General features: G+C 68.9%; 13 protein-coding genes and 1 tRNA gene. 3 read left to right on the forward strand and 11 right to left on the reverse strand.

The genetic code is table 11. The annotated features are described in order from the left end of the window. Positions 1 to 28: 28 nt before the first annotated feature. A complete protein-coding gene (locus tag FGL15_RS05025; protein ID WP_168223319.1) occupies positions 29 to 1,090 on the reverse strand; it encodes a serine/threonine-protein kinase in 1,062 nt (353 codons plus the stop codon). A 244-nt stretch (positions 1,091 to 1,334) separates the two neighbouring features. On the opposite strand from FGL15_RS05025, the gene poxB reads away from it, so the two are divergent. Together poxB and rfbB are read left to right on the forward strand one after the other, a co-directional pair. Then, on the forward strand, positions 1,335 to 3,071 hold the full coding sequence (gene poxB, locus FGL15_RS05030; RefSeq protein WP_138945190.1) for a ubiquinone-dependent pyruvate dehydrogenase: 1,737 nt from the start codon (positions 1,335 to 1,337) through the stop codon (positions 3,069 to 3,071). A 55-nt stretch (positions 3,072 to 3,126) separates the two neighbouring features. After that, entirely contained in the window at positions 3,127 to 4,125 is a 999-nt protein-coding gene (gene rfbB, locus FGL15_RS05035) for a dTDP-glucose 4,6-dehydratase (RefSeq protein WP_138945191.1), read from the forward strand. Between the two features lie 387 nt (positions 4,126 to 4,512). Here the strand turns inward: rfbB and FGL15_RS05040 are convergent, their stop codons facing one another. From FGL15_RS05040 to FGL15_RS05060, 5 genes are all read right to left on the reverse strand, one after another. Beyond that, positions 4,513 to 5,715 (reverse strand): M23 family metallopeptidase, encoded by a 1,203-nt coding sequence (locus FGL15_RS05040; RefSeq protein WP_138945192.1) that lies wholly within the window; start codon positions 5,713 to 5,715, stop codon positions 4,513 to 4,515. A 260-nt stretch (positions 5,716 to 5,975) separates the two neighbouring features. Further along, positions 5,976 to 6,803 carry an inositol monophosphatase family protein gene (locus FGL15_RS05045; RefSeq protein ID WP_138945193.1) on the reverse strand — a complete coding sequence of 276 codons (828 nt, stop codon included), beginning with the start codon at positions 6,801 to 6,803 and terminating at the stop codon, positions 5,976 to 5,978. Between the two features lie 459 nt (positions 6,804 to 7,262). Continuing rightward, entirely contained in the window at positions 7,263 to 8,534 is a 1,272-nt protein-coding gene (locus FGL15_RS05050) for an HNH endonuclease signature motif containing protein (RefSeq protein WP_138945194.1), read from the reverse strand. 351 nt (positions 8,535 to 8,885) lie between these two features. After that, positions 8,886 to 8,967: transfer RNA gene (locus FGL15_RS05055), tRNA-Tyr, on the reverse strand. A gap of 105 nt (positions 8,968 to 9,072) precedes the next feature. After that, positions 9,073 to 9,837, reverse strand: a complete 765-nt coding sequence (locus FGL15_RS05060; protein ID WP_138945195.1) for a lytic transglycosylase domain-containing protein — start codon at positions 9,835 to 9,837, stop codon at positions 9,073 to 9,075. A gap of 53 nt (positions 9,838 to 9,890) precedes the next feature. Between FGL15_RS05060 and FGL15_RS05065 the strand changes: the two genes are divergently transcribed. Continuing rightward, a complete protein-coding gene (locus FGL15_RS05065; protein WP_056014685.1) occupies positions 9,891 to 10,379 on the forward strand; it encodes a YajQ family cyclic di-GMP-binding protein in 489 nt (162 codons plus the stop codon). A 334-nt stretch (positions 10,380 to 10,713) separates the two neighbouring features. Here FGL15_RS05065 and FGL15_RS05070 read toward each other — a convergent pair whose 3' ends face one another. From FGL15_RS05070 to FGL15_RS05090, 5 genes are all read right to left on the reverse strand, one after another. Then, on the reverse strand, positions 10,714 to 11,751 hold the full coding sequence (locus FGL15_RS05070) for an alpha/beta hydrolase (protein WP_138945196.1): 1,038 nt from the start codon (positions 11,749 to 11,751) through the stop codon (positions 10,714 to 10,716). Positions 11,752 to 11,823: 72 nt separating this feature from the next. Beyond that, positions 11,824 to 12,909 (reverse strand): hypothetical protein, encoded by a 1,086-nt coding sequence (locus tag FGL15_RS20505; RefSeq protein WP_205858769.1) that lies wholly within the window; start codon positions 12,907 to 12,909, stop codon positions 11,824 to 11,826. A 96-nt stretch (positions 12,910 to 13,005) separates the two neighbouring features. Further along, the gene (locus FGL15_RS05080; RefSeq protein ID WP_138945197.1) at positions 13,006 to 14,391 is read right to left on the reverse strand and encodes an FAD-dependent oxidoreductase; all 1,386 of its coding nucleotides are present in this window, start codon (positions 14,389 to 14,391) and stop codon (positions 13,006 to 13,008) included. A 112-nt stretch (positions 14,392 to 14,503) separates the two neighbouring features. Beyond that, the gene (locus tag FGL15_RS05085) at positions 14,504 to 15,565 is read right to left on the reverse strand and encodes a polyprenyl synthetase family protein (RefSeq protein ID WP_240773800.1); all 1,062 of its coding nucleotides are present in this window, start codon (positions 15,563 to 15,565) and stop codon (positions 14,504 to 14,506) included. Positions 15,566 to 15,667: 102 nt separating this feature from the next. Next, the gene (locus FGL15_RS05090) at positions 15,668 to 16,105 is read right to left on the reverse strand and encodes a hypothetical protein (protein WP_138945198.1); all 438 of its coding nucleotides are present in this window, start codon (positions 16,103 to 16,105) and stop codon (positions 15,668 to 15,670) included. Positions 16,106 to 16,157: the final 52 nt, after the last annotated feature.

A 16,157-nucleotide genomic window follows, 5' to 3' on the forward strand; every position in this document is an offset into this window, starting at 1 on the left:
ATCCGGACGAAACGTGGTAAGGGGCCGATCAGAACGCGAAGATGCCGATCGCCACACCGATGGCGAGCCCCGCAGCGGCCGTCGCGGCGGCGAGGAGCAGTGCGATCCGCGGGTCGACGCCCTGGTCGACGACGAGACCGAGCCGTGCACGCACCCGACGGACCCGGCGCACGCGCGACTCCGACCAGATCTCGCGCAGGCTGGCCGCGACCTCATGCGCTGCGGGTCGGTCCTCCGGCTTGCGGGCGGTCATCGACCGCAGCAGCGGGTGCCAGGCGGCGGGGAGTTCGGCCGGGATCACCGGGTCGCGGTGCAGGCGTGCGATGGCGGCCTCGACGAGACCTCCGTCGAACTCCCGACGGCCGGTGACGGCCTCGAGCAGGACGAGGCCGAGCGAGTAGATGTCCGTCTCGGTGCCGACGGTGTCGCCGAGCGCCTGCTCGGGCGAGAGGTAGGACGCTGTGCCGGAGATGGCCTCGGTGTTCGTGAGGCGCGACCCGCCCACGAAGTGCGCGATCCCGAAGTCGGACAGCTTCACGAGGTTCGCGTGCCCGAACGCGGCGATGTCGCTGAAGAGCATGTTGTCGGGCTTGATGTCGCGGTGCACGATCGACCGGGTGTGGATGAAGGACAGCGCGTCGGCGACCTGCGCACCGAGGGCGGCGGCGTCGCGCGGGAGCATCGGGCCGGCCTGCAGCTTGTCGGTGAGCGTGGCACCCGGGATGTACTCCATGACGAGGAACCGGTGCTCGACGCCGCGGTGGACGACGGAGCCGGAGTCGTAGAGCTCGACGAGGCCGGGGTGGCGGAGTTCGCCCAGCAGGCGGATCTCCCGCTCCTGGCGCAGCCGGTCGTTCGCGGTCGCGGCCTCGTCGCGGAAGAGCTTCACAGCGACGGGACGGGAGAGCAGTTCGTCGCGTGCCCGGTAGACGTTGGCGGACCCGCCGGAGCCGAGCTGCTCGCCGATGCTGTAGCGCCCGTTCGACAGGCTGACGCCGGTGACGACGGTCTCGGTGTGCTCGGTGAACATCGCCGCTGGATCGGTGATCGATCCGGCGTGTGCCGGCGGTCGGTGCAGGGAGTCGCTCACGGCCGCCCCCTTCACGGTGCAGTCGATGTTGGCCGCGCCACCGTGTTCTCGGCAGGCTGTTCCAGCAACCACGTTACAAGGCGTTCGTCGTTCAGCCGGATTCGTGTCGGAGTGTTGAGAACGGCTAGCGCACCTGGTAGGCGTCTGCAAGACCACGATGCTCCCTTGCGGGCCCCGAACCGCGACGAGGACCATGGAGGGGGCCGGGGAACCCGGGCCGAGTCGTCTGCTGCGAGGAGCACCCATGTCCACTGTCGCTGAAACCGTCGTCGCAACCCTCCAGGCCAGCGGTGTGCAACGCGTCTACGGCCTCCCCGGTGACTCCCTGAACGGCTTCACCGACGCCCTCCGCTCCTCCGGCGGCATCGACTGGGTGCACGTGCGCCACGAGGAGGCGGCCGCCTTCGCCGCAGCGGCCGAGGCGGAGCTGACCGGCGAGCTGGCGGTCGTCGCGGCGAGCTGCGGCCCCGGCAACCTCCACCTCATCAACGGACTCTTCGACGCGAACCGCTCGCGGGTCCCGGTGCTCGCGATCGCCGCGCACATCCCGAGTTCGGAGATCGGCAGCACCTACTTCCAGGAGACCCACCCCCAGGAACTGTTCCGTGAGTGCAGCGTGTACGTCGAGCTCGTGTCCGTCCCGGAGCAGCTGCCGCGGGTGCTCGAGATCGCGATGCGCACCGCCGTCGAGCGCCGCGGCGTGGCCGTCGTCGTCGTGCCGGGCGACGTCATGCTCCAGCGGGCCGTGAGCGAGCACGTCTCCGCCATCCGTGCCACACAGCCTCGGATCCTGCCGTCGGAGCACGAGCTCGACGAGGCCGCACGCATCCTCAACGCCGGCAAGCGCGTCACGATCCTGGCCGGTGCGGGCGTCGCGGGCGCTCACGCACAGCTCATCGACACGGCCGACGCACTCGCCGCGCCGATCGTGCACGCCCTCCGGGGCAAGGAGCACGTGGAATACGACAATCCCTTCGACGTCGGCATGACCGGCCTCCTCGGATTCGCCAGCGGATACCACGCGATGCTGTCGTGCGACGTCCTCCTCATGCTCGGCACCGACTTCCCCTACCCGCAGTTCTTCCCCGAGGACGCGACCGTCATCCAGGTCGACATCCGCGGTGAGCAGATCGGGCGCCGACACCCGGTGGACCTCCCACTCGTCGGCACCGTCCGCGACACCCTCGACGCGCTGCTGCCGAAGCTTGAGCGCAAGACCCACCGCAAGCACCTCGAGGAGTCGCTCAAGCACTACCGCAGCTCGCGGAAGGGCCTCGACGATCTGGCCACGGCCGACCACGACGGCCAGGCGATCCACCCGCAGTACCTCGCGAAGGTCGTCGACGAGCTGGCGACGGACGACGCCGTGTTCATCCCCGACGTCGGCTCCCCCGTCGTCTGGGCGTCGCGCTACCTCACCATGAACGGCCGGCGTCGGCTCATCGGATCGTTCAGCCACGGCAGCATGGCGAACGCCGTCTCGCACGGGCTCGGCGCGCAAGCCTCGCACCCGGGTCGTCAGGTCGTCGCGCTCGCGGGCGACGGTGGACTCACCATGCTGCTCGGCGAGCTCATCTCGCTCACGCAGAACAAGCTGCCCGTGAAGATCATCGTGATCAACAACTCCTCGCTCAACTTCGTCGAGCTGGAGATGAAGGCGGCCGGGTTCGTCAACTACGGCACCGACCTCGAGAACCCCGACTTCGCCCGCGTGGCCGAGGGCATGGGCATCCACGGCGAACGCGTCGAGCGGGCGAGCGAGCTGCAGGGCGCCATCCGTCGGGCCTTCGACCACGACGGTCCGGCGCTCGTCGACGTCGTGACCGCCAGGCAGGAGCTGTCGATCCCGCCGACGATCACCGCCGAGCAGATGAAGGGGTTCACCCTGTACGCGCTCCGGACGGTCATGTCGGGCCGCGGCGACCAACTGCTCGACCTCGCGAACACGAACCTGCTGCGCCGCATCCTGCCCGGTCACTGAGCGACGACCGGATTCTCCCGCGGTATCCAGAGACCGCCGGGTAGACTCGTCTACCGTGTCCAGACTTCTCGTTACCGGCGGCGCCGGATTCATCGGCTCGAACTTCGTCCACTACGTCCTGAACAACACCGATCACTCGGTGACCGTCCTCGACAAGATGACCTATGCGGGCAACCGCGCCTCACTCGACGGCCTCCCGGCCGATCGTTTCGAGCTGGTCGTGGGCGACATCCAGGACGCGGCGCTCGTCGACGAGCTCTTCGCCCGTCACGACGCCGTCGTGCACTACGCGGCGGAGTCGCACAACGACAACTCCCTGCACGACCCGCGCCCGTTCCTCGACACGAACATCATCGGCACGTACACGCTGCTCGAGGCCGCTCGCAAGCACGGCACGCGCTTCCACCACATCTCGACGGACGAGGTCTACGGCGACCTCGAGCTCGACGACCCGGAGCGTTTCACCGAGCAGACGCCGTACAACCCCTCGAGCCCGTACTCCTCGACGAAGGCCGGCAGCGACCTCCTCGTCCGCGCATGGGTGCGTTCCTTCGGCGTCAAGGCGACGATCTCGAACTGCTCCAACAACTACGGTCCGTACCAGCACGTCGAGAAGTTCATCCCGCGCCAGATCACGAACGTGCTCGGCGGTGAGCGCCCGAAGCTGTACGGCACGGGTGAGAACGTCCGCGACTGGATCCACGCGAACGACCACTCGTCCGCCGTCCTCACGATCCTCGACAAGGGGGTCATCGGCGAGACGTACCTCATCGGTGCCGACGGCGAGAAGAACAACAAGGATGTCGTCGAGCTCATCCTCACCCAGCTCGGTCAGCCGGCAGACGCCTACGACCACGTGAACGACCGTCCCGGCCACGACCTCCGCTACGCGATCGACTCGTCGAAGCTGCGCACGGAGCTCGGCTGGACCCCTGCGTTCAGCGACTTCGAGGCCGGCCTCGCCGACACGATCGCCTGGTACCGCGACAACGAGTCGTGGTGGAAGCCGCAGAAGGCCGCCACCGAGGCGAAGTACCAGGAGCAGGGTCAGTAACCCTCCGACATCATGACGAAGGCCCGTCCGGCATCAGCCGGGCGGGCCTTCGTCGTTCCCTGCCCCGGCCCCTGAGCTCCACCACCAGCCTCTGAAACTCCCACCACCAGCCCCTGAAACTCCCACCACCGGACTCTGAAACTCCCACCACCGGTCTCTGAGCTCCCACCACCTGTCCCTGAGCCTGTCGAAGGGCGGCGTACCTCGTGGGCACTTCGACAAGCTCAGTGGCCGAAGGAAGTACGCCGCACCACGAGAACCCCATCCGCAGTCTCGGACACCCACCCCGGTCCCTGAGCCTGTCGAAGGGCACCCACCCTCGGGGTGGAACACGAATGCCCCGCCCGGAATCGGGCGAGGCAGTCGAAGCGTTCGGGTTGCGCGGCGTCAGTCGACGTTCGCGTAGAGCCACTCGAGCGGGTCGACCCAGGTGACACCGTCGAGTCGGATCTCGAAGTGGAGGTGCGGGCCCGTGGACATGCCCGTGCTGCCGGTGAGGCCGAGGATCGTGCCGACCTTGATCGCCTGCCCCTCGACGACGCGGACCGAGCCGTGCTGCATGTGCGCGTAGACGCTCGAGACGAGGCGGCCGTTGATCGTGTGGTCGACGATGACGTTGACGCCGAGCGAGCCTTCGCCGTCTTCGACGTGGCGGACGACGCCGTCGGCGATGACCTGGATGGGCGCGCCGTTACCGGGGTTGAAGTCCTGGCCGTGGTGGTCGCTGGAACAACCGGCGCAGTCGCGGGCACCGAAGCGGTCACCGATGGTGACACCGACCGCGAACGGCCACTGGATGGTCCCGTTCGGGTTGTTCGTGAAGGTGTTCGCGGGGCGGATGCCCATCGCGGCGGCGGCTTCCTCGACGGTGCTCGTCGTGTAGTCGTCGCGGGTGAAGGTCAGCTCTGCCGAACCCTCGCTGTCGAGCGACTGCGACGCCTGGTTGCTCAGCCCGTTGCCGTCGCCGAGCTCGGCCTGCGAGGCCTCGGCCACCGACGTCGCGACGTCTTCAGCGGTGAGCAGCGCGTTGGCGGGCACCGAGGTGGCCACGGCCATGAGGGCGACGAAGCCCATCGCGGCGCCCGCGAAGATCTTCGTGGTGATGCGGCGCTTGCGGGCGATGGTCGTCGGGCGGGGCGACGCCGGTGCGGCGGCCGGGCGCGACGAGGAGCGGGGCTTCGAGGCCGGCTTCGGTGCAGCGGCGTGGCGCGCACGGGGCGCGTCGACCGTGGACGCGTCGACCGTCACGGTGATGGATTCGGTGGCCGGAGTGGACTCTGAAGCCACGGCCGGTTCGGTGATGAGGGGCTCTGCCTCGATCGGCGCGATGTCGGCGACGTCGGTGGTGTGCACGGCGTCGATCGCCTCTGCGATCATCTGGTCGACCGGGTCGACGGCCGCGGCCGTCTCCTCCTGGTCGGCGCTGGCCTCGTGTGCCGGCTCCTGCAGCACGGACTCCTGGTGCTCCAGGGCAGCCGCCGCCTGACGCTCACGTTCGCGGAGTTCACGGCGGCTGAGCGGCGGCGTCTGCAGGGATGCAGCGCTGTTCTCGACAGACGTGTTCTGCGGGTCCTGAGGGTCGGGAAGCACAGGGGTGTCCTCAGGGCTGGCATGGCGTGACAAGGGGGCGGGGGCCTTTCAATGGGGCTGGCAGGAAGATCTCGACGTCCGTCCGCGCGGGGGAACGCGAAGGTAACGAATGCATAAATGCTAGCAACGGGAGGCTGAAAAAGCCATGGCAGTGCTCGGTTTTACTCGATAAAGCCCTGGTCAGAGACTATATGAGAGTTCTCTTATGAACGAGTCGCCACCGGAGCGCTACCGCGAGCGGCTGCAGCGCGCATGGAGTGTCACCCGATCGGCGTCGCGAAGCCCTGCTCGACGAGGAGCCGTTCGAGGACCGCGAGCAGCGGCGCATCGGCGGCCATGATGAGCTGCGTGGTGGCCGGAGCACCGTCGAAGCCGGCGACCGTCGCGCCCGCCTCGGCGGCGATGAGCGCGCCCGCGACCTGGTCCCACGGCTTCAGGCCGCTCTCGTAGTAGGCATCGAGACGGCCGGACGCGACGCTGCAGAGGTCGAGTGCGGCGGAGCCGATCCGACGGACGTCGCGGAAGGTCCCGAGGAGGGCGCCGAGCACGGCCGCCTGCTCCATGCGCCGCGAGGCGGTGTACGAGAAGCCGGTGCCGAGCAGCGCCACGTTCGGGGCGACGCCTCGGTTGACCTCGAGAGCGCGGCCGTTCAGTCGCGCTCCACCACCGCGGGAGGCTGAGTAGCGCTCCCCCAGGACCGGGTTCACCACGGCTCCGGCAAGGGCGGTCCAGGTGGCCGGGTCCGGTTCGCCTTCGACGACGCCGATGCTGACGGCGTACGCGGGGATGTCGTAGAGGTAGTTGACGGTGCCGTCGATGGGGTCGACGACCCAGGTCAGGCCGGAGGTCCCCGTCGCACCGCCCTCCGCGCCGGTCTCCTCGCCGAGGAATCCGTCGTCCGGTCGTGCTGCCAGGAGGCGCTCGCGGATGAACTGCTCGGACTCGCGGTCGGCTCGGGTCACGACATCCTCGACCGACGACTTGCTCGCGGCGATCTCGACGCCCTCCCGGCGTCGGCGCAGGATCAGTTCACCGGCCTCTGCGGCGATGTCGGTGGCGATCTGGAGGAGTTCTTCGTGTCCGGTCACCCCACCACCCTATGGCGGCCCCTGCCGCCCTTCGACATGTCGACAGGCTCCGTGCGCCGCAGCTCCGGGACCGGCGTCTCCGGGCACCCCTCTCCCGGTCACTGAGCTTGTCGAAGTGCCCACGAGGATGCCTCATCGTTCCGGGCGCACCCCTGCCGCTCACTGAGCCTGTCGAAGTGCCCACGAGAAACCCTTCGACACTTTGACAGGCTCAGTGCGCCGCAGCTCAGGGACCGAAGCGAACCCGGGCGCACCTCCTCCGCAGACCGAGGCGGCGCAACCCGAGCGCCCTTCGACAGGCTCAGGGACCGGCGCCTCACGGGCACACCCCTCCCGCTCTCTGAGCCTGTCGAAGTGCCCACGAGCACGCCCCATCGCTCCAGGCACACCCCTCCCGGCCACTGAGCCTGTCGAAGTGCCCACGAGGAACCCTTCGACAGGCTCAGGGACCGGTGGAGGTCAGAACGGTGCGGGATCAGGTTCCGTCCGATGATGTTTCCCGTCGGGTGTCGTCCACTCGAGGACCCCGCCGGGACCGTGGTCGAGGTTCCACCCGGGGAGGTGCTTCATCCGGTGGTGATGTCGACAGAGGCAGGCGAGGTTCCCGACATCCGTGGTCCCGCCGTCTTCCCACGCGACCGAGTGATCGAGGTCACAAGCCCTGGCGCGTAGCCCGCAGCCTGGTGCCCGGCAGGTGCCGTCCCGGAGGCGGACCGCGCGTTGCAGGTCGGCCGGGACTCGGTATTGATTCCGCCCGACGGAGAGGACCGCGCCGGTTTCCGGCTGGACGAGGATCCGGGTGAAGCTGGGCGCGTTCACCGCTATCCGTGCCGCGGTCTCCGGGTCGATCGGACCGTAGCCGTCGAGGGTGGCCGGGGCGTCGCTGACACCGGCCATGCTGAGTGCCGGGACGGTGATCTGCACGGTTGGCTTGATGTGCTCCTGCACCTCGATCGGGTGCGGGAGGACCAGGCTCGACATGACGTCGTCGGGCGTGACGCCGGTGAGTGCGAGGGCTGCCAGGGCGTCGGCCTGCAGTTGGGCGCACGTGCGAGTGTCACCCGCAGCGCGCGACTCAGCCGCTGCTGCTTCGACGCGCTCGACGAGCCCCTGGGCGATCGGTGCTGTGGTGAAGAGGTGCACCCACGCCATGCCGTCTGCCGCAGGCTCGAACTCCACCCGGCGGTCCGCTTCTGAGCGGACCGCTCGGGCGGTGATCGATTCGGGGTGGAGGCGCTCGCGCAGGACGCGGGCGCGTTGCCGGAGGTACGAGGCGGTCGCGATCTCTGCGACCGGCAGCACCTGTTCGAGGAACGCCGCCCGGCCCGTGGTTGGGACGTCGCTGAGCTGGTCGGTGATCACCTGTGCATGCCGCGCCGAGATGCGGCCGGCCTCGAGTGATTCGAGCACGGCTGGTGCGTCGTTGACGAGGCGTTCGGCGTCGTTGGTCGCGCGCTGGATCGTTCGTTCCGGTGTCCGGGTCGCCATCGCGAGCGCTGCGCAGGTGGAACGGCGCGAGAGCGCCAGACGCTCGGCCGGCGGGAACACGGCCGGAACGACCGAGTCGGCGAGCGCGTCGGCGTAGGCGGCGGAACGGGCCAGGAGGCGCGCCTTGCGCGCGTCGAGGACGGCCTGTTGCCGGTGGAGCTCTGCCCACTCGTCCGAGAACTCCACCAGGCGCGCGGCGTACTCGTCGCCGACGCGGATCGCGGTGAGGGTGGTCTCGGTCATGGGACCAGTCCACCATGGACCACTGACATTCCAGATGCCGAGTTGTGCCGGTTGTGGAAGTTGCTCGTGTGCCCTTCGACAAGCTCAGGGACCGATGAAGGTCGGCCGGATTGGCGGGTTCTCCGCGTGCCCTTCGACAAGCTCAGGGACCGGAGAGGGTTGCTCAGGGACCGGAGAGGGTTGCTGAGAGACCGAAGGAGGCATCCCGGGTTCGGGGGGGGTTCTCCGTTCGCACGTCGACACGTCGACAGGCGCAGTGCGGGGCAGCTCAGGGACCGGCCGGGGTTCCCGCCCGACTCTCGCCGGCACGACGAAAAATCGCCCCATCCTGAGGATGAGGCGATTTGTCCGTGGCGAGTGAGGGATTCGAACCCCCGAAGGCTGAGCCGTCTGATTTACAGTCAGATCCCTTTGGCCGCTAGGGTAACTCGCCAAGCGCGCCCGACCGACTTTCGAACAGCCAACCGAAAGCGCTTGACCAATATAGCCGTCAGACCGCCGGACGCGAAATCAGCATCGGCATCCGTCACCGGGCCGCTCAGCGCTTGTCGGATGGCACGGCTTCGGCGTACTCGTTCGCCGCGGCGGCGACCCGCCGAAGGTACTCGGGTGATGTGTTGTACGCCCGGATCCCGGTCAGCCAACCATCCTCCGTCCGCATGTCGTAGTCGCTCGCCCGGCAGAGGTAGTTCGCGGCCGCCATGGCCGCGTCGTCGAGGTTCTGCGGGTCGAGCACGCCGTCACCACTCGCGTCGGTCCCCCAGTTCTCCCACGACTGCGGGATGAACTGGAACGGCCCGACGGCTCGGTCGTGGACGGGGTCGCCGTCGATGACCCCCTGGTCGGTGTCGGTGATCTCCTCGGTCTCGCCACCCGTGAGCGGCACACCGAAGATCGGCGGCGTCACGACACCGTCCTCGCCGAGCTTCGAGCCGTCGTGGCGACCGTGGTCGCTCTCGGCGAACCCGACGGCCGCGATCGTCGTCCAGCCGATGCCGCACTCCGGCGTCAGCTCGGCCTTGCGGATGGCGGCACCGGCATAGGACCGCAGGGCGCGCTCGGGGATGCCACTCGCCTCGGCGACCTCGGTGATCCACTGGGGATCGGCGAGGTCGACGTTCGCGACACCGCCGTCAGGGGCGTCGCTCTTCGGCGGGAGCTCGACGGGAACCGCATACGGGACGGGGTCCGGCTCGGGAGCGCATCCGCTCAACACGAGCACACCGATCACCAGGGTCGCTCCGGCGAGCGCCCCTCGTCGTCCGACGATGGTCCGCTGGTCCTGCTTCACCGGGCTGCGCATCGCATCCACCCAACCACACCTGCCTGAGCGACACCGGCGCTACCATGGTCCACATGGCAGATTCATCGTTTGACGTCGTGAGCAAGGTCGACAAGATGGAGGCGGACAACGCCCTCAACCAGGCGCACAAGGAGGTCGAGCAGCGGTACGACTTCAAGAACGTCGGTGCCTCGATCGCCTGGAGCGGCGAGAAGATCCTCATGAAGGCGAACACCGAGGAGCGCGTGAAGGCGATCCTCGACGTCTTCGAGTCGAAGCTCATCAAGCGCGGCATCTCGCTGAAGAGCCTCGAGGTCGGCGACCCGTTCGCGAGCGGCAAGGAGTACCGGATCGAGGCGACCCTCAAGGAGGGCATCAGCCAGGAGATCGCGAAGAAGGCCAACAAGCTCATCCGCGATGAGGGCCCGAAGTCGGTCAAGTCGCAGATCCAGGGCGACGAGCTCCGCGTCTCCTCGAAGAGCCGTGACGACCTCCAGGCCACCATGGCGCTGCTCAAGGGTGCCGACCTCGACATCGACCTCCAGTTCGTCAACTACCGCTAGCAGACCGGGCGCGGTCGATCGCGTCATGATCCACGCCTGACCCACTCTCTTCATCGGAGCACCCGATTCAGCGTGCTCCCGTTCGGCAGACCGCCGGATGAACTGCATCCTGCGCGAGCGGGATCGATGGTTGGAGTGGAGCTGTGGATCACCCGACACCCACGGACGGGTCGCATCTCGAACTCTTCCGGACCTCGCGCGCCGGCCAGGAGGTCGGTGTCCCGTGCTGGTGCACGATCGGTGGGAATCACAGCTACGCCGACTGGCTCGCCGCGGGGCGACCGGATCCACGACGACCGATGGGTTCGCGTCGTCGCCTTCCGCCCGCCGAACGCTAGCGGCCGGCGGTCGGCGGCTTCGTGAGGTAGCCGCGTCCCCACGCGACGATCTGTTCGAACGCGCGCTGTCGGACGGGCTCCTCGGACAGGAAGACGTCGTGCAAGGCGCCGTCGAGGCGCACGATCGTGACGGTCTCGCCGAGGTCGAGAGCGCGTTCCGCGACCGCGTCGACATCCAGCGCCGTGTCGCTCCGCATCATCGCGTCGTTCCACCGCGGCAGCAGGACACTCCGTGCCGACAGCAGCGTGAGGGCCGGCACGCGCAGCTGCAGACCCGCGTCGACGAGCCGATGCCCTCGCAGGATCGCGTTCAACCACCCGGGATGCAGCGGGAAGCCGTGGAGCGGCCGCCAGGCGAAGTCGTAGTCCCAGGCCCCGTCCATCGTGCTCGACACGGACCGGGTGTAGAACCCGAGGTCGACGACGGGGAGCTGCGCACGCGGATCGATCCGCGATCCGGCTTGGACGAGCGGGGCGATCGCGAGCCGTCCGAGCTGCCTCGCCTGGAATTCGAGCCACGGACTGTTCAGGACGAGACCGGCGACGCGATCCTGGTTCCTGGCAGTCCAGAGACTCAGGGTGAGCCCACCGGTCGAGTGGCCGAGGAGGACGAGTCGGCGCCTGGTCCGCCGCCCGGCGGCATGCTCCTCGGAGCTGTGCCCCATCACCGCGAGCGCGGCCTCGATGTCCTCGTCGTAGGTGCGGAGGTCGTCGACGTATCCCGGCGTCTGGTGCGGACGGAGACTCCGGCCGTACTTGCGCAGGTCGAGTGCGTAGAACCGCGCACCGAGTCTGGCCCAGAACTGCGCGAGATGGCGCTGGAAGAAGTAGTCGGACCAGCCGTGGACGTACAGGACGTCGATGCCGTCAGCGACGTCGGGCAACAGGAACTCACCGAGCTGCTCGAGCGGCGGCATACGGTAGCGGACGAGGGTCGCGACGACGTCGCCCTCGTCATCCGGCTCCAGGGCGAGCGTGCGCTGCTGGAAACCCTCGCCGAGGATGTCGGCGGTCCACCCGCGAGATCCGGCCATACCGTCACGTTACCGTGACGGGTGATCGAGGGGCGGATGGCCGGGCTCGCGCGCCGACCATCCGACCTCCGACTACTGCTGGTACGGGTTGTGCTGCTGCGGTGCCTGCGGCTGCTGTCCGTAGGGCTGCTGCACCTGACCGTGCTGCTGCGACCCCTGGTCGTGCTGACCCTGCTGGTGCTGACCCTGGTCGTGCTGACCCTGCTGGAAGTGCGGCTGATCGTTGTGCTGCTCGCGCGGCGTCTCCGCGAGCCCCTCCGGTGCGACGAAGCGCGTCACGAGCACGGCGCCGATCGTCAGGAAGCCCGCGAGGGTGACCCCGTAGAGGATCGGTGAGAGGAAGCCCTGGTTGACGAAGAACGCCGGCGTACCGTACTGATCGACCACACCACGCACGATGGTGACGATGAGCACGACGAGCAGCATGACGCCGGTGCCGACGGCCGCAGCGATCCCGACCGACTGGATGAGGTCGCGAGCAGTGCGGGCGCGCGTGAGCGGACGGACCATGATGAGGATGAGCGCGGCTCCCGCTCCCCAGAGGGCGATGTTCACGAGGTTGGCGCCGAAGCCCAACAGGACGTCGCCCACGGGGTAGTACTCGGAGATGCTGAAAAAGGACCCAATGAGGCTGACCAGCGCGACGGCCGCGGCGATACCCGCTGCGATGCCGACCGACACGAGCGCCAGGCGCGTCTCGCGTGCACGGGGGTTCGGCGCCTTCTGCGGAGCCTGCGCGTACTGCTGCGGCTGACCGTACTGGCCCTGCTGCGGCTGACCCCACTGTCCCTGCGGAGCAGGGTACTGGCCGGTCTGCTGCGGCTGCCCGTACTGACCGGTGTCCTGGCCGTACTGGCCGGTGTGCTGCGGCTGCCCCGGGTGCTGCGGCTGGCCGTACTGGCCCTGCTGCGGCTGACCCCACTGGCCCGCCTGCTCACCGGTCTGCGGCTGACCCCACTGGCCACCCTGCTGCGGAGCAGGGGTCTGCTGACCCGTCTGGTCCCACTGCTGCTGCACGGGATCCGGGTGCATCTCGCCGTAGCGCGGCTGCTGCTGTTGCTGCTGCTGGCCGTCGGCGACGAAGGCCGGCGGGTCGGACGGCGGTACGGACGTCGGCTGCTCCGACGGGACGTTCTGGGGCGCGTTGGGGTCGGTCATCCGTCCAGCATAGTGACCGGCACGCGCCGGAACCGGGTTCAGTGAAGCGGCTTGACTCGCGGCGATCGGCCGGATTGCGACCGTCGCCGGTGCGACTCAGGCGGACGGTGTCCCGTCATCCGACGGCTGGGCACGCGAGATGGCCACCATCTCTTCACGCGGCACCACCTTGATGCGGGCGCGACCCTGCGGCTCGCCGAGCGCGATCTCATGCTGGTCGAGGAGGTGCCAGCCCTCGAGGTCCGTGTAGGCCACGCCGCGGGACTCGAGCAGCGCGACGATGGCTTCCTCGTCGGGTTCGACGGGCGTCCACCAGTCCGCCTGATCGTTGATGACGTGGCTGATGGTCTCCATCGCGTCCGATTTCGTGTGGCCGATGAGGCCGACCGGACCACGCTTGATCCACCCGGTCGCGTAGACGCCGGGGACGCGCTCGTTGCTCTCGGGGTGGAGGACCTTGCCCTCGTGGTTGGGGATGACCCCGTGCCTCGAGTCGAAGGGCACGCCGGGCAGCGGGCTCCCGAAGTATCCGACCGCGCGGTAGAGCGCCTGGATCGGGACCTCGCGGATCTCGCCCGTGCCCTCGACCCCGCCCTGTCCGTCTGGCCTCGTCCGCTCGTACCGGAACGCGGCCACCTTGCCGGAACCGTCGTCGACGACCTCGAGCGGCTTCGCGTAGAAGTGCAGGTGCAGGCGACGGGAGGCCTGACCGGTCTCGCGCTTGCGCCACTGCTGCAGCACGCGGTCGATCACCATGACCTGCTTGTTGCTCGCCACCGCCGCCTTCGACGCCTCGTCGTAGTCGAAGTCCTCGTCGGCGAGGATCATGTCGACGTCGTTGAGTTCCCCGAGTTCGCGGAGCTCCAGCGGCGTGAACTTCACCTGCGCGGGCCCGCGACGCCCGAAGACGTGCACGTCGGTCACGGGAGACTGCTGCAACCCCTCGTGGACGTTGGCCGGGATCTCGGTCGGGAGCAGGTCCTCCGGGTGCTTCGCGAGCATGCGTGCGACGTCGAGCGCGACGTTGCCGTTGCCGATCACGGCGATCGACTCCGCCTCGAGCGGCCAGGTGCGGGGCACGTCGGGGTGTCCGTCGAACCAGCTCACGAACTCGGCGGCGCCGTACGACCCGTCGAGGTCGATCCCCGGGATGTCGAGCGGGGCGTCCTCGACGGCGCCGGTGGAGAAGATCACGGCGTTGTAGTGGTGCTTGAGGTCGTCGAGGGTGATGTCGACGCCGAAGCGGACGTTGCCGAAGATCCGGATGTCGCCTCGGTCGAGGACGTCGCGGAGCGCGTTGATGATCCCCTTGATACGCGGGTGGTCGGGCGCGACGCCGTAGCGGACCAGACCGTACGGGGCCGGAAGCTGCTCGAAGAGGTCGATGGAGACGTCGAACTTCCGTTCCGCCTTCAGGAGGATGTCTGCCGCGTAGATGCCTGCGGGTCCTGCGCCGACGATGGCCAGCCTGAGCTTGGTCACGGTGGTTCCTTTCGTGTCCCCGTGCGGGGTTCCGGGTGCGGCCGGTGGAGCGCTCCGGCCGTCATGCATGCGCGTCTGGGATGCCGTGCCGCCCGGGGAGGCGGCGCCGCCATCAACTCCTTCGGTCGACGATCGCCTTCGCGAAGTGCACGAGCGCCTTCTTGACCGAGCCGTCGGGCAGCGGTGCGAGTGCCGCGATCGCCTCGTCGGCCCACTGCCGGGCCTCGGCGAAGGTCCGTGCGGTCACGGCGTGGTCGCGCAGGGTGGCCACGAGCGCGGCGAACCGGGCGGGGTCGTGGTCGGTCTCCGTGACCTCGGCGTCGAGTCGGGCGACGAGCGCTGCCGCCTCGGGGTCGGCGACGGCCTCGCGGCGCAGGTAGAGCATAGGGAGGGTGACGACGCCGGCCCGCAGGTCGGTGCCGGGGACCTTGCCGGTCTCCTCGGGCTGCGGCGACAGGTCGATGACGTCGTCGATGAGCTGGAAGGCGATGCCGACCTTCTCGCCGAACTCGACGACCGCACTCTCGTACGCCTCGGGGGCGTTGGAGAAGATGACGCCGCTCCGGGCCGCAGCGGCGATGAGCGACCCGGTCTTGTCGGCGAGGACCTGGATGTAGTGCTCGACCTCGTCCTGACCCTCGCGAGGACCGGTGGTCTCGTGCAGCTGCCCCAGCACGAGGCGCTCGAACGTGGCGGCCTGGATCCGGATCGCCCGCTCGCCGAGGTCGGCCATGATCTGACTGGCACGGGCGAACAGGAGGTCGCCGGTGAGGATGGCGGTGTTGTTGCCGAACACCTGGTGGGCGCTGGGCACGCCGCGACGCTTGTCGGCGTCGTCCATGACGTCGTCGTGGTACAGAGAGCCGAGGTGGGTGATCTCGATCGCCTCGGCCGCCCGCAGGACGTTGTCGGTGATGCCGTCGCCGAGCTGGGCGATGAGCATGGTGAGCAGCGGGCGGACCCGCTTGCCGCCGGCCTCGAGCAGATAGCGCGCGGTGACGTCGACGAGGTCGTCGGTGAACCCGAGCTGCTCCTCCAGACCGATCTCGAGGCGGGCCACACCGTCGTCGATGGTCTTGGCGAGCTTGCGGTCTGCACCGGTCGCGAACATGCGTTCGGCAAGCCCGGCCTGGCTGGCCAGGTTGCTGACACGGCGGGTCGCGCTGGGATTCACAGCTCTAGCCTAGCCGGGGCAGCCCGTCACCTGTGCCGGAGGACCGGAATCCGCGGGCGCGGTCAGGCGATTGGCAGCTGTGGTCGGACCACATGACTCGATTCAGCGGAGTCGCACGCCCTCGGCGTCGTAGAACGCCAGGTGCGGGAACTCGTGCGCGAGGTCGAGCAGCATCGAGTAGCCGTCGGTGTTGAGCGGCGGCCAGGTCCAGGCGTCGACGCCCTGGGCGGTCGGCAGCGCGGCGCGGAAGAGGCCCGCCTCGACGCCGGTCCCGAGGTGTTTCGGCGGCACGACGACGAGGGCGATCCTGGCCGACGGCCCGGACGCCACGAACTGGAGCCGCGCACCGGTCGCGTCGTCTCGCACGATGAACTCGCGGGTACCCGGGGTGTCCGGCGGGATCTCGGTGGTGTCGTAGCGCTCGTACGGCTTCGCGAACGCGGACTTCGCCCGCCTGGCGTTCAGGAGGATGACGACGAGCACGAGACCGACGATCGCGATGCCCCAGATCCACGGGCCGCCTGGCAGGGTGTCCAACATCCCACCAGTATGCCCGGCCCGCCTGGACGGCACCGGGAGATGCGCCCTTCGA

The sequence above is a fragment of the Plantibacter sp. M259 genome (assembly GCF_006065115.1).
Taxonomy (GTDB): Bacteria; Actinomycetota; Actinomycetes; order Actinomycetales; family Microbacteriaceae; genus Plantibacter; species Plantibacter auratus.